Origin of the sequence: Kitasatospora sp. NPDC101235, from assembly GCF_044767505.1 — a bacterium.
Lineage (GTDB): Bacteria > Actinomycetota > Actinomycetes > Streptomycetales > Streptomycetaceae > Kitasatospora.
Genome location: NZ_JBIWNZ010000024.1, coordinates 1 through 21,909 on the forward strand (window position 1 = coordinate 1; position 21,909 = coordinate 21,909).

The 21,909-nt window shown below is 74.6% G+C and carries 17 protein-coding genes and 1 pseudogene; 14 read left to right on the forward strand and 4 right to left on the reverse strand.

Annotated features, from left to right (window positions below):
- A pseudogene (locus ACIRRH_RS31440) lies at nt 1-559 on the forward strand (hypothetical protein); the annotation flags it as partial.
- 84 nt (nt 560-643) lie between these two features.
- A complete protein-coding gene (locus tag ACIRRH_RS31445) occupies nt 644-1,549 on the forward strand; it encodes a tetratricopeptide repeat protein (RefSeq protein ID WP_403074354.1) in 906 nt (301 codons plus the stop codon).
- Nucleotides 1,550-1,651: 102 nt separating this feature from the next.
- On the opposite strand, the gene ACIRRH_RS31450 is transcribed toward ACIRRH_RS31445, so the two are convergent.
- On the reverse strand, nt 1,652-3,022 hold the full coding sequence (locus ACIRRH_RS31450; RefSeq protein WP_403074131.1) for a DUF1015 family protein: 1,371 nt from the start codon (nt 3,020-3,022) through the stop codon (nt 1,652-1,654).
- 93 nt (nt 3,023-3,115) lie between these two features.
- Here ACIRRH_RS31450 and ACIRRH_RS31455 point away from each other — a divergent pair, with 93 nt between their 5' ends.
- Both ACIRRH_RS31455 and ACIRRH_RS31460 read left to right on the forward strand, forming a co-directional pair.
- A complete protein-coding gene (locus tag ACIRRH_RS31455; RefSeq protein WP_403074133.1) occupies nt 3,116-3,805 on the forward strand; it encodes a tetratricopeptide repeat protein in 690 nt (229 codons plus the stop codon).
- 165 nt (nt 3,806-3,970) lie between these two features.
- Entirely contained in the window at nt 3,971-5,008 is a 1,038-nt protein-coding gene (locus tag ACIRRH_RS31460; protein ID WP_403074135.1) for an HAD-IIA family hydrolase, read from the forward strand.
- A gap of 57 nt (nt 5,009-5,065) precedes the next feature.
- Here ACIRRH_RS31460 and ACIRRH_RS31465 read toward each other — a convergent pair whose 3' ends face one another.
- Complete coding sequence (locus ACIRRH_RS31465; RefSeq protein ID WP_403074136.1) at nt 5,066-5,413, reverse strand: SCP2 sterol-binding domain-containing protein; 348 nt, start codon at nt 5,411-5,413, stop codon at nt 5,066-5,068.
- Nucleotides 5,414-5,590: 177 nt separating this feature from the next.
- Here ACIRRH_RS31465 and ACIRRH_RS31470 point away from each other — a divergent pair, with 177 nt between their 5' ends.
- The 4 genes from ACIRRH_RS31470 to ACIRRH_RS31485 all read left to right on the forward strand — a co-directional run bounded on the left by ACIRRH_RS31470 (nt 5,591) and on the right by ACIRRH_RS31485 (nt 8,607).
- The gene (locus ACIRRH_RS31470; protein WP_403074138.1) at nt 5,591-6,484 is read left to right on the forward strand and encodes a hypothetical protein; all 894 of its coding nucleotides are present in this window, start codon (nt 5,591-5,593) and stop codon (nt 6,482-6,484) included.
- Nucleotides 6,485-6,563: 79 nt separating this feature from the next.
- Nucleotides 6,564-6,764: a hypothetical protein gene (locus ACIRRH_RS31475; protein ID WP_403074140.1), complete on the forward strand. Its 201-nt coding sequence runs from the start codon at nt 6,564-6,566 to the stop codon at nt 6,762-6,764.
- 37 nt (nt 6,765-6,801) lie between these two features.
- Nucleotides 6,802-7,608 carry a TlyA family RNA methyltransferase gene (locus ACIRRH_RS31480; RefSeq protein ID WP_403074356.1) on the forward strand — a complete coding sequence of 269 codons (807 nt, stop codon included), beginning with the start codon at nt 6,802-6,804 and terminating at the stop codon, nt 7,606-7,608.
- A gap of 93 nt (nt 7,609-7,701) precedes the next feature.
- Nucleotides 7,702-8,607 carry an NAD kinase gene (locus tag ACIRRH_RS31485; protein WP_224280936.1) on the forward strand — a complete coding sequence of 302 codons (906 nt, stop codon included), beginning with the start codon at nt 7,702-7,704 and terminating at the stop codon, nt 8,605-8,607.
- Nucleotides 8,608-8,729: 122 nt separating this feature from the next.
- Here ACIRRH_RS31485 and ACIRRH_RS31490 read toward each other — a convergent pair whose 3' ends face one another.
- Nucleotides 8,730-10,229, reverse strand: a complete 1,500-nt coding sequence (locus tag ACIRRH_RS31490; protein WP_403074142.1) for a PLP-dependent aminotransferase family protein — start codon at nt 10,227-10,229, stop codon at nt 8,730-8,732.
- A gap of 218 nt (nt 10,230-10,447) precedes the next feature.
- Between ACIRRH_RS31490 and ACIRRH_RS31495 the strand changes: the two genes are divergently transcribed.
- The 3 genes from ACIRRH_RS31495 (at nt 10,448) to ACIRRH_RS31505 (ending at nt 14,273) form a co-directional block, all read left to right on the forward strand.
- Nucleotides 10,448-11,104, forward strand: coding sequence for a YitT family protein (locus tag ACIRRH_RS31495; RefSeq protein WP_403074358.1), 657 nt, complete (start codon nt 10,448-10,450; stop codon nt 11,102-11,104).
- Nucleotides 11,105-11,192: 88 nt separating this feature from the next.
- A complete protein-coding gene (gene recN, locus ACIRRH_RS31500; RefSeq protein ID WP_403074360.1) occupies nt 11,193-12,929 on the forward strand; it encodes a DNA repair protein RecN in 1,737 nt (578 codons plus the stop codon).
- Nucleotides 12,930-13,106: 177 nt separating this feature from the next.
- The gene (locus ACIRRH_RS31505; protein WP_403074144.1) at nt 13,107-14,273 is read left to right on the forward strand and encodes a glycosyltransferase family 4 protein; all 1,167 of its coding nucleotides are present in this window, start codon (nt 13,107-13,109) and stop codon (nt 14,271-14,273) included.
- 8 nt (nt 14,274-14,281) lie between these two features.
- Here the strand turns inward: ACIRRH_RS31505 and ACIRRH_RS31510 are convergent, their stop codons facing one another.
- Complete coding sequence (locus ACIRRH_RS31510) at nt 14,282-16,288, reverse strand: glycoside hydrolase family 15 protein (RefSeq protein WP_403074146.1); 2,007 nt, start codon at nt 16,286-16,288, stop codon at nt 14,282-14,284.
- A gap of 716 nt (nt 16,289-17,004) precedes the next feature.
- Here ACIRRH_RS31510 and ACIRRH_RS31515 point away from each other — a divergent pair.
- The 3 genes from ACIRRH_RS31515 to ACIRRH_RS31525 all read left to right on the forward strand — a co-directional run bounded on the left by ACIRRH_RS31515 (nt 17,005) and on the right by ACIRRH_RS31525 (nt 21,883).
- Nucleotides 17,005-18,684, forward strand: coding sequence for a CTP synthase (locus ACIRRH_RS31515; RefSeq protein ID WP_403074148.1), 1,680 nt, complete (start codon nt 17,005-17,007; stop codon nt 18,682-18,684).
- A gap of 106 nt (nt 18,685-18,790) precedes the next feature.
- A complete protein-coding gene (locus tag ACIRRH_RS31520) occupies nt 18,791-19,438 on the forward strand; it encodes an NUDIX domain-containing protein (RefSeq protein ID WP_403074150.1) in 648 nt (215 codons plus the stop codon).
- 243 nt (nt 19,439-19,681) lie between these two features.
- The gene (locus ACIRRH_RS31525) at nt 19,682-21,883 is read left to right on the forward strand and encodes an AAA family ATPase (RefSeq protein ID WP_403074152.1); all 2,202 of its coding nucleotides are present in this window, start codon (nt 19,682-19,684) and stop codon (nt 21,881-21,883) included.
- Nucleotides 21,884-21,909 lie beyond the last annotated feature (26 nt).

Genomic DNA, 21,909 nt, shown 5'->3' on the forward strand with positions numbered 1-21,909 from the left:
CGACCGTGGCGGTTTCCGTCGTGACGACCGCCCCTCGGGTGGTTTCCGTCGTGACGACCGCCCGGCCGGCGGTGGTTTCCGTCGCGACGACCGCCCGAGTGGCTTCCGTCGTGATGACCGTGATGACCGTCCGCGTCGTGACGACCGTCCGTCGGGCGGGTACGGCCGTGACCGTGACGACCGCGGTGGCGACCGTGGCGGTTTCCGTCGTGACGACCGCCCCTCGGGTGGTTTCCGTCGTGACGACCGCCCGGCCGGCGGTGGTTTCCGTCGCGACGACCGCCCGAGTGGCTTCCGTCGTGATGACCGTGATGACCGTCCGCGTCGTGACGACCGTCCGTCGGGCGGGTACGGCCGTGACCGCGACGAGCGCGGTGGCGCCCGCGGCGGCTTCCGTCGCGACGACCGCCAGGGCGGCGGCTTCAACCGCGACCGCGGTGACCGTGGCGGCTTCCGCCGCGACGACCGTGGCGGCGACCGCGGTGGCTTCCGCCGTGACGACCGCCAGGGCGGCGGCTACCGCCGTGACCGTGACGAGCGCGGCGGTGACCGTCGGGACTACGACGACCGCCGTGGCAACTACGAGCCCGTCAAGCGTCTGCCGATCCCGGAGGACGTCACCGGCTTCGAGCTGGACGCGGATGTGCGTCAGGAGCTCAAGAGCCTGCCCAAGACCCTCGCGGACGACGTCGCCCGCAACCTGGTGATGGTGGCCCGCCTGCTCGACAGCGAGCCGGAGGAGGCGTACCAGTTCTCGCGCGTCGCGCTCCGACTGGCTTCCCGCGTGGCGGCCGTCCGTGAGGCGGCCGGTTTCGCTTCGTACATGACGCAGCGTTACTCCGAGGCGCTGACCGAGTTCCGCGCCGCCCGTCGGATGACCGGCCGGGCGGACCTGTGGCCGGTCATGGCCGACTGCGAGCGCGGTCTGGGCCGTCCGGAGCGGGCGCTGGCGATGGCCGGTGAGCCCGAGGTGAAGCAGCTGGACAAGGCCGGCCAGGTCGAGATGCGCCTGGTCGCGGCCGGTGCCCGCAGCGACATGGAGCAGTTCGACGCCGCCGTGGTGACGCTGCAGAGCCCGGAGCTGGCCTCCAGCGCCGTGCACCCGTGGACCGCGCGCCTGCGCTACGCCTACGCCGAGGCCCTGATCGCGGCCGGCCGGGCCGACGAGGCCCGTGACTGGTTCGCCAAGGCCGCCGAGGCCGACACCGACGGCAGCACCAACGCCTCGGAGCGGCTGGCCGAGATCGACGGCGTCGAGTTCACCGACGCGCTCGACCCGGAGCTGGCCGAGGACGAGACCGAGTCGACCGACGCCCCGGCGAAGAAGCGCAGTGGCGGCGACAACGCCGACGACCGCGTGATCTTCGAGGACGAGGAGGACGTCGAGGAGTACTACGACGAGGACGACCTCGAGATCGACGAGGACTTCGACGGCGTCGTCCCCGCGCGGGCTCAGGACGCCCAGGACACCAAGGCCGAGAACACCAAGGTCGAGGAGTCCAACGCCGAGGAGGCCGAGGCTGCCAAGGCCGACGCAGACAAGGGCTGATCAGCACCCTGAGGCAACGCCGTGAGGCCCTGCCGTTCCCCGGGAACTCCGGGAACGGCAGGGCCTCACGGCGTCCGGGCCTGTGTCCGGCCGGCGGAGGTGTCAGCCCAGCGCGAGGTTGCGCAGCACCAGCCCGGTGGCCGGCTTCGGCCCGAAGGAGGTGGACTTGCGCGGCATGGTGACGCCCTGTTCGGCCAGCCGTCGCACCACGGACTCCCGGACCGGGTGCAGCAGGACGGCGGTGCCGCCGGTGCGGGCGGCCTCCCGTTCGGCGGCCACGGCGGTGTGCAGGTAGCCGATGTCGTCCGGACCGTCGGGGACGTGCCAGGTGCGGTCCAGCAGGGTGGCGTGCAGGACGGTGGCGTCCAGGTGGCGCCACTCCTCGGGCCGGCCGTGCGGCACGGTGGCGTCGAGCAGGGACTCCTCGGGCTCGCCGAGAAGCCAGTAGATGCCGTCGCCGCCGGTCACGACGAAGCCGTTGCCGCCGTGCCGTTTCTGCTCGGCGAGGGCCTGGAGCGCGGCGGACAGCGGTCCGGGGACCTCCTTGACCTTCCACTGGTCGCCGAGCCGCTCGAGTGCCTCGGCCACCGGCAGCCGGTACAGCACGCGGTGGATGGCGCGGACCCGCAGCGGGTAGCGGGCGGTGTCCACCAGGAGCACCATGCCGCGGTCCCAGGGGCTGCGCGGCAGGTGGCGGTGCTCGCGCTGGAGGCGCAGGTACATCTCCCAGCGATGGTGGCCGTCGGCGATCAGGGCCCGGCAGGTGGCGAGGTCGCGGCTGATCTCGGCGATCTCGGCCGGGTCGGTGACCGCCCACAGGCGGTGGTGGGTGCCGTCGCTGGTGGCCGTGGAGAGCAGCGGCTCGCCCTCGACCGTCCGCTCGATCACGCCGGAGGCGCCGCCGTTGCCCCGATAGGTGAGCAGCAGCGGTTCCAGGTTGGCCCGGGTGGTGCGCATCAGGCCGACCCGGTCGGCGACCGGCCGCGGCATCACGTCCTCGTGCGGGAGCACCACACCGCCCTCGCGGCCGCTCACCGCGAGGGCGCCGATCAGGCCGCGCTGGAGCAGCTCGGGGGAGTCGGCGGTGGCCGGCACCCGTTGCTCGTAGACGTAGATCGCGGGTTCGGGATCGGCGGCCAGGACGCCCTCGCGCTGCCAGGCGGCCAGCAGCCGGGCGGCGTGCCGGTAGCGGGTGTCGCGGTCGGGGCGGTCGCCGGCGTCCTCGGGTTCGGGCCTGGGCAGGATCAGCCGGACCACGTTGTGCGGGTCGGCGGTCTCCAGGTCGAGCCGGCGGCCCGGGTCGACGACGTCGTACGGCGGGGACATCACCGCGGCCAGGGCGCCGACCCGGTCGGGGACGTAGCGCAGGCCGCGGAAGGGGGACAGGGACAGGCCGGCGGTGGCAACGTGCCCGGGATCGCCGGGGCCGCCCTCGGGAGTCTCGACTCCGTCTTCTGCACTGGGTGTGCTCATTCTGGGCATCGTAACCGGGTACACGTTGTTGAGAGATCGGAATGCCCGCGCCGAGTTGGTGGGGCGGGTGTGTGACCGAGGGCGAGGTACGGCATGGACGACGGGCAGGAACGGGTGGACGGTGGCGGCCCGGCCGAGTCGGGCGGGCCGAGCGGTGCCACCCACGGGGGCGCTCCGGCCGACGGCGCGGCCGGCTGTGCACCGGCCGACGGCACGGCGGTCGGCGAGGTGCCGGTCGGCGGAGTGCCGCGGCAGAGCCGTTCCGGGGAGCCCACCGGGGACGTGTACGACTGGTTCCGCCGGGGCGCCCGGTTGCTGGCACAGGGGCATCCCGCGGCCGCCGAGCAGCTGCTCGCCCGGGCGGCGGCGGCCGAGCCGCACTCGCGCAGCATCCGGGAGGCGCTGGCACGGGCCCAGTTCGACGCGGGCTCGTACGCGGCGGCGCTGGAGAACTTCCGGGCCGTGGCGCTCGCGGACCCGGCGGACGACTACGCTCAGTTCGGGTGGGGCGTCGCGGCGGCCCGGCTGGGCGACTTCGAGGCCTCCGCCGAGCACTTGGCGCTGGCCGTGGCGATGCGGCCGGAGGCGGACCACTACCGGCAGGCGCTGCGACAGACCCGGGCGACCCTGGCGGCCCGTGCCGGGGCGTACGGACCGCTGCTGCCGGGAGCACCCGGGTACCTGGCGCCCCCGGCGGTCGCCGAGGACCCGGCCGGAGGGTCCGGAGGAGCGGCGGATGACACCGGTGCCGGGACCGGAGCCGGTGCCGACGACGGCGCCTGACCGGTGGGCGCGACGACCGGCCGGACGCCGTGACGGTCGGCGTGACGCACGACGCGGTGCGGCACGGACGGCGTGACGCACGAGGAAGTGCGGCACGGACGAGGCGACGGACGACGCAGTGAACGACGATGCAGTGAACGACGCAGTGAATGAGGTAGCGCAGCCATGACCGAGACGGCCACCCCCGTGCGACGGACCGCCCCCGGCGGCAGCGAGCGGCCGCTGACCGACGCGTACGACACCGCGCTGCTGGACCTGGACGGTGTGGTCTACGCGGGCGCACACGCGATCGAGCACGCGGTGGACGCGCTGGACGCCGCCCGGACGGCCGGGATGCGGCTCGCGTACGTGACCAACAACGCCTCCCGCCCGCCGCGCGTGGTGGCCGAGCACCTGACCGAGCTGGGAGTCCCGGCCGAGCCGACCGACGTGATCAACTCGGCCCAGGCCGCCGCCCGGCTGGTTGCCGAGAAGGTGCCGGCCGGGTCGAAGGTGCTGGTCGTGGGCGGTCTCGGGCTGGAGGAGGCGCTGGCCGAGCTGGGGCTGGTCGCGGTCCGCTCGCTGGCCGACGGGCCGCTTGCGGTGGTCCAGGGCTTCGACCCCTCGGTGGGCTGGGCGGATCTGGCGGAGGCCTCGTACGCGGTGCAGAGCGGCCTGCCGTGGGTGGCGTCCAACCTGGACCTGACGGTGCCGAGGGCCCGCGGCATCGCGCCCGGCAACGGCACCCTGGTGGCGGCGGTGCGGGCGGCGACCGGGGTGGAGCCGGAGGTGGCGGGCAAGCCGCTGCCGCCGATGCACCGCGAGACCGTGCTGCGTACCGGCGCGGAGCGGCCGCTGGTGGTCGGGGACCGGCTGGACACCGACATCGAGGGCGCGTTCAACGGCGGGGTGGACAGCCTGCTGGTGTTCACCGGGGTGACCACTCCGGAGCTGCTGCTGGCGGCCCCGGTCGAGCACCGGCCGACCTACCTTGCGGCCGACCTGCGCGGACTGCTCGTCCCGCACCCGGCGGTGACGGCCGTGGACGGCGGCTTCGCGTGCGGCGGCTGGGTCGCGGGGGTCGAGGCCGGGGTGCTGCGGCTGTCCGGGGCAGGGGACCGCTGGGACGGCCTGCGGGCGCTGTGTGCGGCGGCGTGGACGGTGCTGGACGCGGGTGGTGCGCCGGTGGACGGCCGGAAGGCGCTGGCCGACCTGGGGTTCTGAGGGCGGTCGGCGGTACCGGGGCCTGACTGCCTCCGGCGCTGCCTTCGGCGGCCGGGTTCAGAACAGGGTGCGCAGCCGCAGCAGGTCGCGGAAGCCCGCCTCCAGCTTGATCCGGCCGCTCGCCCACGCGGAGGCGAAGTTGAGCCGGCCGCCGACCAGCGCGACCAGGTCGTCGCTGCTCATGGTGAGCCGGATCTCCGCCTTCGCGGCCGGGGGGCCGGGGGCGGCCACCACGTCCTGGATCCGGCCGTCGCGCAGCTGCCCGGTGAAGGTCAGGTCGAGGTCGGTGATCCGGCAGCTGAGCGAGCGGTCGAGGGCCGCGGCCTTGCGGACGTCGCCGGTGGACTTCGTCATGTTCCGGCTGAGCTGCTCCAGTGCCTCCCGGCACTCCTCGGAATTCGCCACGGGGCGGCTCCCTCCCCCGGTCGCTACGGTGCTGACTGCGGGCCACGGTACCTCAGGAGGGTTTTGGCGGTAGCGTCGTCAGTGGGGTGCCCGGAACGGCCCGGGTGCCGAGGGCGACAGAGCGACACGTGTAGGCGATTGGGAGGCACCCGGATGCTGCCGAGGACGGTTCGGGGAGTGGTGGAGACCGCCGCCGGGGTGGTCGAGGAGGTCGGCAAGCTGGTCGTCGGGACGGCGACCTCGATCCTGGAGAAGGCGGGGGTCGACGTCGCCGAGGTCGAGCGTCGGATGGGTGGCCAGTTCCCGCCGTCGGTGGAGACCTTGCAGACCCTGGCCGGGGAAGCGGTCACCGCCGGGCGCGCCGGGGTGGACCTGGCGGTGGGCGTGGCGCGCAACGAGGCGGAGAAGGTCTTCGAGAAGGTCGGCGACCAGGTGACCAAGGTCGGTGTGGTGCTGGCGTACCTGGAGACCAAGCTGCGCGAGGTCGAGGAGGAGGCCCCGGCGGCCGAGTCCGGGCCGCGGTCGTACGAGGCCGAGCAGCCGGTGCCGGCGCCGCGGGCGGGCGACCTGTTCGGACACGGCTGGGAGTTCGAGGAGGAGCGGTCGGCCGCCCGGACGGCGGATGAGCCGATAGTCGCCGAGCGGGTGGAGGTGGACGAGCCGGTCGAGGTCGATCCGCCGATTGCGCCCGAGCCGGTGCCCGTGGTCTCCCCGACCCCGCAGGAGGAGCCCGCCGTCGGCGGCAAGGCGGGACCGGCCGGGGAGTCCGCGGTGAAGAAGAGCGCCGCAGGCGAGGGTGCTGCGAGCACGAGCCCCGCGAGCAAGAACGCCGCCAAGAAGAGCACGGCGAAGAAGACCGCGGCCGACAGGGCCACGCCGAAGAAGACGGCGGGCAAGAAGGCCGCCGCGAAGAAGACGACGACCGTCAAGAAGACCGCCACCGCCAAGCAGGCCGAAGCGCAGTCCGAGGCCGGCGCCCGGCCCGGAACTCCCGCCAAGCGTGCGGCGACCAGGAAGACCACCGTCCGCAAGGCCACCAGCACGAAGAAGCCCGATGCCCGAGACGAGTGAACCGCCCGGGTCCGCCCGCCCGTCCGGGTCCGCCCGCCTGCCCGAGACCGTTCGCCCACCCGATTCCGTTCGGCACGCCATGCCGCCGGCACCGCTCGACGCGGTCGTCCCCGCCGAGCCGCTCGGCGTCGAAATGGCTCCCACCGGCCACCCCGGGATCGACGCCGGGCTGGCTCTGCTGGAGGCCTTGGACGGGGTCCCGGCCGAGGCACACGTCGCGGTGTACGAAGATGTTCACCAGCGGCTCGTCGACACACTGGCCGCGCTCGACCAGGAATGACCCCGCAGGATCCGTAGGAGCTGAAACACCAGTGGCAGTGGCACGACGCCGACTCGACGCGGAACTGGTCCGCCGCAAGCTGGCCCGATCGCGTGAACACGCGTCCGAACTGATCGCGGCCGGACGGGTGACCGTCGGCGGCACCACCGCGACCAAGCCGGCCACCCAGGTGGAGACCTCGGCGGCGGTCGTGGTGGCCAAGGACGAGAACGACCCCGACTACGTCTCGCGCGGCGGCCACAAGCTCGCCGGCGCGTTCGCGGCCTTCGTGCCGCAGGGCCTGGTGGTCGAGGGCCGCCGGGCGCTGGACGCGGGCGCCTCCACCGGCGGGTTCACCGACGTGCTGCTGCGCGCCGGGGCCGCGCACGTGCTGGCGGTGGACGTCGGCTACGGGCAGCTCGCCTGGTCGCTGCAGAGCGACGACCGGGTCACCGTGATGGACCGCACCAATGTGCGCGAGCTGACCCCGGACCTGATCGGCGGCACCCCGGTGGACCTGGTGGTGGGCGACCTGTCGTTCATCTCGCTGGGCTTGGTGCTCCCGGCCCTCGCCTCCTGCGCGGCCGAGGACGCGGACCTGGTCCTGATGGTCAAGCCGCAGTTCGAGATCGGCAAGGAGCGTCTGGGCAGCGGCGGGGTGGTGCGCAGCCCGCAGCTGCGCGCCGAGATGGTGCGCCAGGTCGCCGGTCAGGCGTGGGAGCTCGGGCTGGGCGTGCGTGCGGTCACCGCGAGCCCCCTGCCGGGGCCGTCCGGAAACGTCGAGTACTTCCTCTGGCTGCGCCGGGACGCTCCGCAGCTGGACCCCGAGGCCGCGGACCGGGCCGTGGCGGAGGGGCCCCGGTAGGGTGCCTTGCGAGCGTCCGGCCCGTCATGTTGTATGGCGCGGCCGCACCGGGGCCAAGGGCGACCCGGCAGGCGTTAGGGAGAGGGCAGCGGCATGAGCGATGAAGAACGTACGGTCTTCCTGATCGCGCACACCGGCCGGGAGGCGGCGCTGCGCAGCGTCGAGGCTCTGGTGCACGGGCTGCTGAAGGCGGGGCTCCGGATCAGACTGCTGGAGGCCGAAGCGGTGGACCTGGATCTGCCGGAAGGCGTCGAGAAGGTGGCCGAGGGCCCCGGGGCGGCGGACGGCTGCGAGCTGATCCTGGTGGCCGGCGGGGACGGGACGCTGCTGCGCGGGGCGGAGCTGGCACGCTCGCACGGGCTGCCGATGCTCGGGATCAACCTGGGCCGGGTGGGTTTCCTCGCCGAGGCCGAGCGGGACGACCTGGCGGTGGTGGTCGAGCGGGTGGTGGACGCCGACTACGAGGTCGAGGAGCGGATGACGATCGATGTCATCGTCCGCACCAACGGCGATGTGGTGCACGAGGACTGGGCGCTGAACGAGGCCTCGATCGAGAAGGCGTCGCGGGAGCGGATGCTGGAGGTGGTGACCGAGGTGGACGGCCGTCCGGTCTCCAACTTCGGCTGTGACGGCGTGGTGTGCGCGACGCCGACCGGTTCCACCGCGTACGCGTTCTCCGGGGGCGGTCCGGTGGTGTGGCCGGAGGTGGAGGCGCTGCTGATGGTGCCGATCTCCGCGCACGCGCTGTTCGCCCGCCCGCTGGTGACCTCGCCGAAGTCGGTGCTGGCGGTCGAGGTGCAGCCCAAGACCCCGCACGGCGTGCTCTGGTGCGACGGGCGGCGCTCGGTCGAACTGCCCGCCGGGGCGCGGGTGGAGGTCCGTCGGGGCCGGACTCCGGTGCGGCTGGCCAGACTGCACCGGGCGCCGTTCACCGACCGGCTGGTGGCCAAGTTCGCGCTGCCGGTGACGGGTTGGCGCGGCCGGGCCGACCACCACTAGAGCGCCCCTGACGCCGGCCGGTACCGGGGCAGCCGGCCGCTGCGCGTCCGCGCGCATCAACGTCCGTGCGGGCCAGGGGATTTCATCTGCCACGAGGCCGTGGACCGGCCACCAGCGGTCCGTCAGACCGCCAGCGGCTGGGCCTCGTCGGCCGGTTCGAGCCGGCCGCCGGCCGCCGCGTGGGCGGCCAGGGCGGCGAGGCGTTCGACGGCGGCGGGGACGGTCGCGGCGGGCACGGTGACCGGGAGGCGGATGTGGTGCTCGAAGGCGCCGTCCGAACCGAAGCGGTTGCCCGAGGCGATCCGGACCCCGCCGAGCTCCCCGGCCCGGGCCAGTGCCGCGCCGGACAGGCCGTCGGTGGAGACCCACAGCGAGAGCCCGCCGGGCGGCATGGCGAAGCTCCATCCGGGCAGCCGTTCGGGCAGGGCGGTGGCGAAGGCCCGCGCGGTGGCCCGCAGCCGGGTCAGCTGGTGCTCCCGGACCTCGGGCAGTGGTTCGCCCAGCAGCTCGGCGGCGATCAGCTGGTCCAGCACCGGGGTGCCGACGTCGCTGTAGACCCGCTCGGTGGCCAGTCGGCGCACCAGCGCGGGCGCGGCCCGGACCCAGCCGATCCGCAGGCCGCCCCAGAGCAGCTTGCCCGCCGAGCCGACGGTGACCACCTGGGCGGAGCGGTCCAGCGCCGCCATCGGGCGCGGCAGCGGTGTGGACGGCGGGACGCCCCAGCCGAGTTCGGCGGTGGTCTCGTCGGCCAGCACGATGCTCCCGGCGGCCCGGGCGGCGGCGAGCAGTTCGCGGCGCTGCTCCTCGTCGATCAGCGCACCGGTCGGGTTGTGGAAGTCCGGGATCACGTAGGCGACCCTGGGGCCGGCGCCGCGCAGCACCCGCCGCCACTCGTCGAGGTCCCAGGCGGGCTGCGACGTCCAGGCGTACGGCACCGGCACCAGGCGCGCGCCGGTCAGCCGCAGTGCCTGCAGGGTGTGCGCGTAGCTGGGCGCCTCGACGGCGACCCGGTCGCCGCGGCCGATCAGCGCCCGCTGGACCAGGTGCAGGCCGCCCATCGCACCGGTGGTGATCAGGATCTGGTCGGCGGTGGTGGGCAGCCCGCGCTCGGTGAAGCGGCGGGCGACGGCCTCGCGCAGCACCGGGACGCCGGTGGGGTAGTGGCCGTGCCCGGCGGCGTAGTAGGGCAGCTGTTCGACGGCCCGGGCGGCGGCCCGGCCGACCCAGGGCTGCGGGGCGGGCGGGGCGGCGACGCCGAGGTCCAGGATGCGGCCCTGCTCGTCCGGCGGGACGGGGTGCAGGGCCTCGCCGGGCGGCGGGGCGCCCTCGGGCAGGGCGGTCCAGCTGCCCGCGCCGCGCCGGCTGTGCAGGTAGCCGTCGCCGCGCAGGGTCTCGTACGCGGTGGCGACGGTGGTGCGGCTCATCGACAGGGCGGTGGCCAGCTCGCGTTCGGCGGGCAGACGGGCGCCGACCGGCAGCCGGCCCTCGGTGACCAGCAGCCGGATCTGCCCGGCCAGGGTGCGGTAGGCGGGGCGGCGGGCGGCGGCCGGCTCGGGGAGCCGGGCGGTGGCGAGCAGCCGGGCCAGGGCGGGCGGGGTGACGGTGGTGTGCCAGTCGGCCATGGCAATCAGTCCACTCGATCGGTATTGGCCCTGGAGTGGGCCGTTTTGGCCTGGCCATCATGACAGGGCGGCCACACCGTCCGCCACCGCCGGGCCGGTCCCGGTGGTGCAGCACCACCGCAGGAGCAACATTGGCCACCACGACCACGCCGCCGGCCGTCCCGTCCACCGCCACCCCGGCCACGTGCACGCCCACCGGCACCCCGACCCCGACCTCCGTGCCCGCCGCCCGGGGAGCCGGCCTCGCCGTCCGGGTGCTCGGTGACACCCGCGCCCTGGGCCGCCGGATACCGCAGCTGTTCGTCGGCCTCGCCCTGTACGGGGTGAGCATGGCGCTGATGCTCCGCGCCGGCCTCGGCCTCGACCCCTGGGACGTCCTGCACCAGGGCCTCCAGCGCACCGTCGGCCTCTCGGTCGGCGCCTGGGTGACCATCTGCGGCGCGCTCGTCCTGCTGCTGTGGATCCCGATGCGCCAGCGCCCTGGCCTGGGCACCGTCGCCAACGTGCTGGTGATCGGCACGTCCATGGACCTCACCCTGCGGGTCGTCGACGGCCCCGGCGCCCTGGCCGCCCGGATCGCGCTGACGGCCGTGGCGATCGCCCTCAACGGCCTGGCCAGCGGCCTCTACATCGGTGCCCGGCTCGGCCCCGGCCCGCGCGACGGCCTGATGACCGGCCTGCACCGGCGCACCGGCCGATCGCTGCGGCTGATCCGCACCGGCATCGAGGTGACGGTGCTCACCGCCGGCCTGCTGCTCGGCGGTACCGCCGGGGTCGGCACCGTCGCGTACGCGCTCGCCATCGGCCCGCTGGTGCAGTTCCTCCTGCCCTGGTGCACCGTGCCGGCGCCCGCGGAGGACTCCCGGAAGGGATGAACTTCCGGGTGCGGAGTTGCCGCGCGCCGTTGTCGCTCGTCGCGCGCCGGGGGCGGAACCTCGTAAGGTCGTCTCCGTGTTGGACGAGATGCGGATACGGGATCTTGGGGTCATCGACGACGCGGTGGTCGAACTCGCCCCCGGCTTCACCGCCGTGACCGGTGAGACCGGCGCCGGCAAGACCATGGTCGTGACCAGCCTCGGCCTGCTGCTCGGCGGACGCGCCGATCCGGGCCTGGTGCGCAACGGCACCGGACGCGCCGTCGTGGAGGGCCGGCTGGAACTGCCTGCCGACTCCCCGGTGGCGGCCCGCGCGGTCGAGGCCGGGGCCGAACTGGACGACGACGGTGCGCTGCTGCTCAGCCGGACGGTCTCCGCGGAGGGCCGCTCCCGGGCGCACGTCGGCGGCCGGTCCGTCCCGGTCGGGCTGCTCGCCGAACTCGGCGAGGACCTGATCGCGGTGCACGGCCAGACCGACCAGCAGCGCCTGCTGCGCCCGGCCCGCCAGCGCGGCGCGCTGGACCGGTACGCGGGCGCCTCGGTGGCCGAGCCGCTGGCCCGCTACCGGGAGACCTACCGCGCCCTGCGCGAGGTCTCGGCGAGCCTGGAGGAGCTGACCACCCGGGCCCGCGAGCGCGCCCAAGAGGCCGACCTGCTGCGCTTCGGCCTGGACGAGATCGCCGCCGCCGAGCCGGTGGCCGGCGAGGACGTGGAGCTGGCCGCCGAGGCCGAGCGGCTCGGCCACGCCGATGCGCTGTCCTCCGCCGCGACCCTCGCCCACGCCGCCCTGGCCGGCGACCCGGTCGACCCGGAGGCGCTGGACGCGGGCACCCTGCTCGCCCAGTCCCGCCGGGCCCTGGACGCGGTGCGCCACCACGACGAGCGGCTGGCCGCCCTGGCCGACCGCCTCAACGAGGTCGGCTACCTGCTCGCCGACGTGGCCGGCGACCTGGCCGGCTACGCCGACGACCTGGACGCCGACCCGGTGCGGCTGTCCGCCGTCGAGGACCGCCGGGCCGTGCTGGCCCAGCTGCTGCGCAAGTACGGCGGCGAGGAGAACTCGCTCGCCGAGGTGATCGCCTGGGCCGAGGCCGGGGCGGTGCGGCTCGCCGAGCTCGACGGCGACGACGACCGGATCGACGAGCTCGGCGCCCGGGAGACCGAGCTGCGGGCCGAGCTGGCCGAGCTGGCCGCCGAGGTGTCGCAGGCCCGGCACGCCGCGGCCGGGCGGTTCGCCGAGGCGGTCTCCTCCGAACTCGCCGAACTGGCCATGCCGCACGCCCGGGTGACCTTCTCGATCAGCCAGGTGGACGACCTGGCCGGGATCGAGGTCGGCGGGCGCACCGTCGCGTACGGTCCGCACGGCGTGGACGAGGTCGAGGTGCTGCTCGCCCCGCACCCGGGCGCTCAGCCGCGCCCGATCGCCAAGGGCGCCTCCGGCGGTGAGCTGTCGCGCGTGATGCTCGCCGTCGAGGTGGTCTTCGCGGGGGCCGACCCCGTCCCCACCTACCTGTTCGACGAGGTGGACGCGGGCGTCGGCGGCAAGGCCGCGGTCGAGATCGGCCGCCGGCTGGCCAAGCTGGCCGAGTCCGCCCAGGTCGTGGTGGTCACCCACCTCCCGCAGGTCGCCGCGTTCGCCGACCGTCACCTGGTGGTGGAGAAGACCAACGACGGCACCGTGACCCGCAGTGGCGTCAAGGTGCTGAACGACGAGGAGCGGGTGCGCGAACTCTCCCGGATGCTGGCCGGCCTGGAGGACTCGGAGCTGGGCCGCGCCCACGCCGAGGAACTGCTGGCTGCAGCCCGGGCCCCGCGCCACCGGTAGCCGGCGCCGGCGGCCCCTTTGACGTCGGCGACGCGCCCCGGTGGCGCCGACTGTCCAAGAGGGCCGCCGACCTGGCATGGTGGCGGCTGGACACTGGCTTTCCAGCCCCGAGCGCCGCCCGGCGGGCAATCCTCGCGAAGCGGCGCGCGAACCTGATCGAGTCGGATGCGAGACGACGTGGACCATTCCGCCGCCCGGGCCACCGCGGCCGTCCCCGAACCGGGGCAGCTGCACGTGGTACTCGTCCTGGCCGCCAGCACCGGCGGCATCGGTGCGCACGTGCGCTCCCTGGCCCAGGGCCTGGTCGCGCACGGGGTGAACGTCACGGTCTGCGCGCCGGCCGGCACGGACGCGCTCTTCGGCTTCTCCCGTACGGGCGCCAGGTTCCACACCGTCGACATCACGCCCACGGCGGGCGCCCGCAGCGACGCCACCGCGATCGGCGAACTGCGCCGGGCCTTCACCGGCGCCGACGTGGTGCACGCCCACGGGCTGCGCGCCGGGCTGCTGTCCGACCTGGCGCTGCGCACCGCGGGCCGCTTCCCGGGACTGCGTCCGGAGACCCCGCTGGTGGTCACCTCGCACCACGCGCTGCTCGCCACCGGCATGGAGCGCCGGCTGCAGCGGCTGATGGAACGGCGGGTGGCGCGCGCCGCCGACCTGGTCCTCGGCGCCTCCTCCGACCTGGTCGCCCGGGCCCGTGAGCTGGGTGCCACCGACGCCCGGCTGGGCCCGGTGGCCGCCCCGCCGATGCCGGAGGGCCGGCTCGGCCGCACCGAGGCGCGTGCCGCGCTGCTCGGCGACGGCCCGGACCGCCCGCTGGTGCTGGCGGTCGGCCGACTCGTCCCGCAGAAGGCCTTCGGGCTGCTGCTGGACGCCACCTTGGAGCTGTCCGCGCCGGACCCGCAGCCGCTCGTGCTGATCGCCGGGGACGGCCCGGAGGCGGGCGCGCTGCGCGAGCGGGCGGCCGCGGAGAAGCTGCCGGTGCGGCTGCTCGGCTACCGCACCGACGTGCCCGACCTGCTGGCCGCCGCCGACGTGGTGGTGGTCCCCAGTCGCTGGGAGGCGCGCTCGCTGGTGGTGCAGGAGGCGATGCGGGCCGGGGTGCCGGTGGTCGCCACCGCTGTCGGCGGCGTCCCCGAACTGGTCGGCGACGCCGCCGTGCTGGTGCCCTCCGGGGACCCGGCAGCGCTCGGCCGCGCGGTGCGCGCCCTGCTGGCCGACCCGGCCCGCCGCGAGCAGCTGGTGGCGGCCGGCCGGCAGCAGGCCGAGACCTGGCCGGACGAGGCCGCCACCGTCGCCCAGGTGCTCAGCACCTACGACGAGCTGGTGCAGCGCGGGTAACGCGGGTCCTAGACGGTGGCCCGCTCGACCCGGTCGGCGGCCGGGCCGTCCGGCTGGGCGGACAGGTACGCGGCCCCGCAGGCGGTCAGCCGCAGGGCGGTGTCGATCAGCGGGACGTGGCTGAAGGCCTGGGGGAAGTTGCCGACCTGGCGCTTGAGCCGTGGGTCCCATTCCTCGGCGAGCAGGCCCAGGTCGTTGCGCAGTGCGAGCAGTCGGTCGAACAGTTCGCGGGCCTCCTGCACCCGGCCGATCATGGCGAGGTCGTCGGCCAGCCAGAACGAGCAGGCCAGGAAGGCGCCCTCGTGGCCGGAGAGGCCGTCCACGTTCTCGACGTGGTCGCCGGACGTGTCGTCGTGGGTGGGGTAGCGCAGCACGAAGCCGTCCTCGGTGGACAGTTCGCGCTGGATCGCCTCGATGGTGCCGATGACGCGCTTGTCGTCCGGGGGCAGGAAGCCGACCTGGGGGATCAGCAGCAGCGAGGCGTCCAGTTCCTTGCCGCCGTAGTACTGGGTGAAGGTGTTGCGTTCCGGGTCGTAGCCCTTCTCGCAGACGTCCGCGTGGATCTCGGCGCGCAGCGCGCGCCAGCGTTCCAGGTGGCCGCCGGGGGCGTCCTCGGGGGTCTGTTCCAGCAGTTTGATGGTCCGGTCGACGGCGACCCAGGCCATGACCTTGGAGTGGACGAAGTGCCGGCGCGGGCCGCGGACCTCCCAGATGCCCTCGTCCGGGTTCTGCCAGTGGTCCTCCAGGTACTCGATCAGGCGCAGCTGGAGGTGGTGGGCGTGGTCGTTGCGGACCAGGCCGGTCATGTGGCCCAGGTGCAGGGCTTCGACGACCTCGCCGTAGACGTCGAGCTGGAGCTGTCCGGCTGCGCCGTTGCCGACGCGGACGGGCTGGGAGTGTTCGTAGCCGGGCAGCCAGTCGAGGGAGGATTCGGTGAGTTCGCGCTCGCCGGCGATGCCGTACATGATCTGGAGGTTCTCGGGGTCGCCGGCCACCGCGCGCAGCAGCCACTCGCGCCAGGCCTTGGCCTCTTCGCGGTAGCCGGTGCGCAGCAGTGAGGAGAGGGTGATGGCGGCGTCGCGCAGCCAGGTGTAGCGGTAGTCCCAGTTGCGTTCGCCGCCGATGTCCTCGGGCAGGGAGGTGGTGGGGGCGGCGACGATGCCGCCGGTGGGGGCGTAGGTGAGGCCTTTGAGGGTGATGAGGGAGCGGATCACGGCCTCGCGGTAGGGGCCCTGGTAGGTGCACTGGTCGGCCCATTCGTGCCAGAAGTCGGCGGTGGCGTCCAGCAGCTGTTCGGCGTCGGGGGTCCTGGGCGGGTCGAGGTGGGAGGCCTGCCAGGTGAGGGCGAAGGCGATGCGTTCGCCGGCGTTGACGGTGAAGTCGGCGTAGGTGGTGAGGTCGCGGCCGTAGGTCTCGGCCTCGCCGTCCAGCCAGACGGAGTCGGGTCCGGCGACGGCGACGGTGCGGTGGCCGCCGTCGGCCTGCTCGACGCGGTGCACCCAGGGCACCACCCGGCCGTAGGAGAAGCGCATCCGCAGCGCCGAGCGCATCCGCACGGTGCCCGAGACGCCCTCGACGATCCGGATCACCTGGGGGACGGCGTCCTTGCCGGCCAGGGGACGCGGCGGCATGAAGTCGATCACCCGCACGGTGCCGCCCTGGGCGTCCCACTCCTGCTCCAGGATCAGCGAGTCGCCCCGGTAGTGGCGGCGGTCGGCGGGCAGGGCGGGGGCGGCGGCGGTGGGCGGGGGCACGCGCAGGTCGGCGGGGGTGGCGATGTGGGTCCGGCCGGTGGTGGGGGGCGTGGCGGCGGCCGGTGCGGGGACCTCGGTCGGGACGGCCTCGGCCGGGCCGATCCGCCAGAAGCCGTGTTCATCGGTGCCGAGCAGACCGGCGAACACGGCCGGCGAGTCGAAGCGGGGAAGGCAGAGCCAGTCCACCGCCCCGTCCCTGCTGACCAGGGCAGCGGTCTGCATGTCCCCGATGAGTGCGTAGTCCTCGATACGGCCGGCCACGTGGATCTCCAGTTCGCAATGTGGTCAGGGCATCGGCGAGCGGAGGGAGCGAGCGGTCTGCGGGGCCGGAGGTCCACCCCGGGACGTCCGGCCTGCCGGGGGTGGTGGCAGGCCTTGCTGGAGTGTCCGCGGGGCTCGGTCGAGCCCCTGGAGTGGGTGGGGGGAGCTGGAATACGGGGAGGTCCGGTCGCGCATCGGGGACCGGGAGTGTCCTGACCCTCCCACGCCCTCCGCGTGCTCGTGCTGTCGGCGATGCGTCCGAGCAGCTTACGACGGACGAAAGGGGCGAAGCACGCGGGCGCAGCCCGGTGTGGCGCCGCAATTCGGCGGAAATGCCGTGCATCGTGAGGGCGCGGCGCAGGATGGTCCGGAAGGATCACCTCCGCCTGGTCCGGCCGGAGGGGCCGGTATGGTCCGGATGGATGCTCCGCTCTGGCCCGGTCCGGCCGGTGGTGCGACCGGTGTGACACGTGCGGCGTGTGATGCGCCGGTGGTGCGCCCCGCGCGCGCTCCCGGTGCGGTGCGCGCGGCCCGAACGGCGTCCGGGTCGGGTCACTGATACCCTGGTATCCCGTGGACCGGCGGGATCAAACGCCCCGGACCAGCCGAACCGACGACCCTTCGAGCGCCGCGCACCGAGCCGGCCTCCGTCGCCCGGCGAACCCCGAGCCTCCCGCCCACGTCACTTTCGACACGCGACCCACGGGAGCCCCCTCTTGGCACAGCCCCATTCCGGCAAGGCAGCGAACGGCCGCGCCGTGACGACCAAGCACCTCTTCGTCACCGGGGGTGTCGCCTCTTCGCTCGGCAAGGGGCTCACCGCCTCCAGCCTCGGCGCGCTGCTCAAGGCCCGCGGCCTGCGCGTAACGATGCAGAAGCTCGACCCGTACCTCAACGTGGACCCGGGCACCATGAACCCGTTCCAGCACGGTGAGGTGTTCGTCACCGACGACGGCGCCGAGACCGACCTGGACATCGGCCACTACGAGCGGTTCCTGGACACCAACCTGCACGGCTCGGCGAACGTCACCACCGGCCAGGTGTACTCGACCGTCATCGCCAAGGAGCGCCGCGGCGAGTACCTGGGCGACACCGTCCAGGTCATCCCGCACATCACCAACGAGATCAAGTCCCGGATCCGCCGGATGGCGACCGAGGACGTCGACGTGGTGATCACCGAGGTCGGCGGCACCGTCGGCGACATCGAGTCGCTGCCGTTCCTGGAGGCCGTCCGCCAGGTCCGCCACGAGGTCGGCCGGGACAACGTGTTCTTCGTGCACGTCTCCCTGCTGCCGTACATCGGCCCCTCGGGCGAGCTGAAGACCAAGCCCACCCAGCACTCCGTCGCCGCGCTGCGCAACATCGGCATCCAGCCCGACGCGGTCGTGCTGCGCGCCGACCGCGAGGTCCCGCAGGCGATCAAGCGCAAGATCTCGATGATGTGCGACGTGGACGAGGAGGCCGTGGTCGCGGCCATCGACGCCAAGTCGATCTACGACATCCCCAAGGTGCTGCACGGCGAGGGCCTGGACGCCTACGTGGTGCGCCGCCTGGACCTGCCGTTCCGCGACGTCGACTGGACCACCTGGGACGACCTGCTGCGCCGCGTCCACGAGCCGCAGCACATCGTCAAGGTCGCCCTGGTCGGCAAGTACATCGACCTGCCGGACGCCTACCTGTCGGTGACCGAGGCGCTGCGCGCCGGCGGCTTCGCCAACAACGCCCGGGTCGAGATCAAGTGGGTCACCTCGGACGACTGCGAGACCCCCGAGGGCGCCCAGGCCCAGCTCGGCGACGTCGACGCGATCTGCATCCCCGGCGGCTTCGGCGACCGCGGCGTCAACGGCAAGGTCGGCGCGATCACCTACGCCCGCGAGAACAAGATCCCGCTGCTCGGCCTGTGCCTGGGCCTGCAGTGCGTGGTCATCGAGGCGGCCCGCAACCTGGCCGGCCTGCCGGAGGCCAACTCCACCGAGTTCGACGCCGCCGCCAAGCACCCGGTCATCTCCACGATGGCCGAGCAGCTGGCGATCGTCGACGGCAAGGGCGACCTGGGCGGCACCATGCGCCTGGGCCTGTACCCGGCCAAGCTCGCCGAGGGCTCGATCGTCCGCGAGGTCTACGGCGGCGAGCAGTACGTCGAGGAGCGCCACCGCCACCGCTACGAGGTCAACAACGCCTACCGCGCGGACCTGGAGAAGACCGGCCTGGTGTTCTCCGGCCTCTCGCCCAAGGGCGACCTGGTCGAGTACGTCGAGTACCCGCGCGAGGTGCACCCCTACCTGGTGGCCACCCAGGCCCACCCGGAGCTGAAGTCCCGTCCGACCCGCCCGCACCCGCTGTTCGCGGGCCTGGTCAAGGCGGCCATCGAGATCAAGACCGCGGCCTCCGAGTAGTCATAATCTGCTCGGCCTCGGTCGTTCACCGGACGGCGGCCCCGCGATTCCCGCGGGGCCGCCGTTCGGCGTTAGATTGTGTCGTACTGACGAAAAGGGGAGAGCGATGGACGAGCAGAGCCGCCAGGGGATCGCCGACGTGGCCGAGGAGTGGGAGGTCCGGGCGAGCGGGACGCCGTTCCAGGGCAAGGTCACCGGGGTGCGCAGCGAGGAGGTGCGGATGCCCGACGGCAGCTGGGCCCGCCGCGACTACCAGACCCACCCCGGCTCGGTCTCGGTGCTCGCCTTGGACGACGAGCAGCGGGTGCTGGTGCTGCGCCAGTACCGCCACCCGGTGCGCCAGCGGCTGTGGGAGCTGCCGGCCGGCCTGCTCGACGTGCCCGGCGAGAACCCGTGGCACGCCGCGCAGCGCGAACTGTACGAGGAGGCGTACTGCAAGGCCGGCACCTGGCGGATCCTCGCCGACTACTACACCTCCCCGGGCGGCACCGACGAGGCGCTGCGGATGTTCCTCGCCACCGACCTGGCACCGGCTGACGGTGAGCGCTACGCGGCCGAGGGCGAGGAGCAGGAGATCGAGGTCGCCTGGGTGCCGGTGCCGGAGCTGATCCGGCTGATCCAGGCCGGGAAGCTGCACAACCCGACCCTGGTCACCGGCACCCTCGCCGTGCACGCCGCACTCACCGGTCCGGACGGGCTGGACGCGCTGCGCCCGGCGGACTCGCCCTGGCCGGCCCGTCCCTTCGAGGCGTGAGGAGGCCTGCCTCCTCCGAGACCTGGGAGGGCCCCGCGGAGCGTGCGTGACTGCCGCGCGTTGAGTCGTTGGGGTGATTTGCCGATTCGTACGACCGGATGTCACCTCGGCTGAGCCGGACGGTCGAACTACGCTTCGCAGACAGGGGGCCCGTCCCGGGCCGCCTCCGCTGAGCTCCGGAGGCTGGGTACCGGAAGCCGAGCGTCGGATGCCGAGCGCGGGATGACGTCGGGAGTGGCACGGGTGGCGAGGAAGACGGCGACGATGGACCCCGGCCCCGGCGCGCCCGCCGGGGCCGTCCCGGGCCTGGAGCGGCTGCCGGCCGGTCCCGCGCTGTTCGTCGGGCGGCGTGCCGAACTGGCCGCGCTGCGGGCGGCCGCCGCCCGCCCGGCGAGCGGGCGCTGCCCGGTGCTGGTGCTGGCCGGTCGTCCCGGCTCCGGACGGACCACGCTGGCCGCCCGCTTCGCCCGTACCGTCGCCGCCGACTACCCGGACGGCGTGCTGTTCGTACGGTTGTCCGCCCCGGACGGCGGCCGGGTGCCGCCCGCCCGGGCCGCCAGGCTGCTGCTGGAACAGCTCGACCCGCAGAGCGCGGTGCCGCTGCCCGGGGCGGGCGAGGACGGACGGGACGAGCCGGGCTGCGTGGCGCTGCGCGAGGCGCTCGCGGGACTGCGGGTGCTGCTCGTGCTGGACGACGTCCGGGACGCCGGGCAGGTGTGGCCGCTGCTGGCCGACGAGCCCGGCTGCCTGGTGCTCGCCACCACGGCCGGGCCGCTCACCGGGATCGAGGACATCGACCCGGTGATCCTCGGCGGGCTGGACCGGCAGGCCTCCGGCGAACTGCTGGCCGACCTGGTCGGCGGCACCCGGATCTCCTGCGACCCGGTCGGCGGGGCCGACCTGGCCGAGGCCTGCGCCGCCCGGCCGGCCGCGCTGCGGCTGATGGCGGGGTGGCTGCGCGGCAGCCCGAAGACCGCGGTCACGGACGCGGCGCTAGAGCTCAACCGGGTGGTGGGGGAGGAGACGGCGGCCACGGGGGCTTCCGCGGAGCCTGTTGCGGCCGCTGTGGTGAAGGAGAAGAAGAAGGAGAAGGAACAGGGCGGGGCGCCGAGGAAGAAGAAGGAGGGGGAGCGGGCGGCGAAGTCTCCCCGCACTCCTCCGGCCGGCCCTGCCGGGGCCGCTGGGTCTGTCGGTCCCGTCGGGGCCGCCGGGGCCGTTGGGGCCGCGCGGGGTCCGTTGGGGAAGCCGGTACCGGGGAAGGCGTCGGAGGTCCGGGCCGGTGAGCCCGCTCCCGGTGCCGCTGCTCCGGTGACCGAGTCGGCCGGTGATCCGGCGGCCTGGGTGAAGCCAGGCCCGGAGCCGGCCGAGCCGGTGCCCGTCCCCGACAACGACCCGCTGCTCGGCGCGTTCACCCTGGTGTACCGCGGGCTGCCGGCGGCCCAGGCGCGGATGCTGCGCACCCTCACCCTGGCCCCGGCGCAGACCGCCGACCCGCGTACCGCCTCCGCCCTGGTCGGCTGCCCGGTGCCGGACGCGGCCGCGACACTGGCCGCGCTGGCCGAGCGGGAGCTGGTCGGGGAGGAGGCACCGGCCGCCGACGGCACCCCGCGCTACCGGGTGCCCGGGCGGCTCTACCCCCGGCTGGTCCGGCTGCGCGAGCAGGAGGACCGGCCCGCCGAGACCGAGCTGGCCCGGGCCCGGCTGCTGGAGCGGCTGGTCAGGCTCACCGAGTCCGCCCGAGCGCTGCTCGACCCGGCGGCCGGCCCCGGCCCGGACCCGCTGCCCGCCCCGCTGCGGCTGCGCTCGGCCGCGCACGCCCGGGAGTGGCTGCTCGGCGAGCGGGAACTGCTGCTCGGTGCGGTGGCCGACGCGATCGGCCAGGGCGACCTGGACGGCTCGGCCGGGCGGCTGGTCACCGCGCTGCTGCGGGCGCTCCCGCTGACCGGAGCCGCCGCCCCCACCGACCTCTACCGGCTGCACGAGCTGGTGCTGACCGTCGCCGAGCGCAACGGCCGGCCCCGCCGGGCCTCGGCCGCACTGCTCAACCTGGGTGACCTCCAGGCCTCGGCGGGCCGCTGGGAGCCGGCCGCCGCCCACTACCGGGCCGCCCTGGAGCACGCCCGGACGGCCGACGACGAACCGCTCTGCGCCCGGGCCCTGGAGAGCGCCGCCAACTGTCACCGGGCGCTCGGCGACGCGGTGCGGGCCGCCGACTGGTACGGGCGGGCACTCGGCCTGCGGCAGGCGCTCGGGGACCACGCGGCCGAGGCCCGGCTGCTCTCCCGGGTGGCCGAGGCGCACACCGCGCAGCGCCGCTTCGACGAGGCCGACCGGGAGTACCGGGCCGCGCTCGCGGTGCTGCGCCGACTGGGCGACGAACGGGGCCGGGAGGCCGTCGGGGCCGCACTCGCGGACCTGCGGGAACGCGTCGATGCCGGGTGGTGACGGGCGTTTCGGAGGTATTGTCGAAG

Coding starts and splice junctions, on each gene's coding strand:
- ACIRRH_RS31485 (WP_224280936.1), top strand. CDS start 7,702: ATGAGCGATGAAGAACGTACGGTCTTCCTGATCGCGCACACCGGCCGG.
- recN (WP_403074360.1), top strand. CDS start 11,193: ATGCGGATACGGGATCTTGGGGTCATCGACGACGCGGTGGTCGAACTC.
- ACIRRH_RS31520 (WP_403074150.1), top strand. CDS start 18,791: ATGGACGAGCAGAGCCGCCAGGGGATCGCCGACGTGGCCGAGGAGTGG.
- ACIRRH_RS31455 (WP_403074133.1), top strand. CDS start 3,116: ATGGACGACGGGCAGGAACGGGTGGACGGTGGCGGCCCGGCCGAGTCG.
- ACIRRH_RS31460 (WP_403074135.1), top strand. CDS start 3,971: ATGACCGAGACGGCCACCCCCGTGCGACGGACCGCCCCCGGCGGCAGC.
- ACIRRH_RS31475 (WP_403074140.1), top strand. CDS start 6,564: ATGCCGCCGGCACCGCTCGACGCGGTCGTCCCCGCCGAGCCGCTCGGC.
- ACIRRH_RS31490 (WP_403074142.1), bottom strand. CDS start 10,229: ATGGCCGACTGGCACACCACCGTCACCCCGCCCGCCCTGGCCCGGCTG.
- ACIRRH_RS31450 (WP_403074131.1), bottom strand. CDS start 3,022: ATGAGCACACCCAGTGCAGAAGACGGAGTCGAGACTCCCGAGGGCGGC.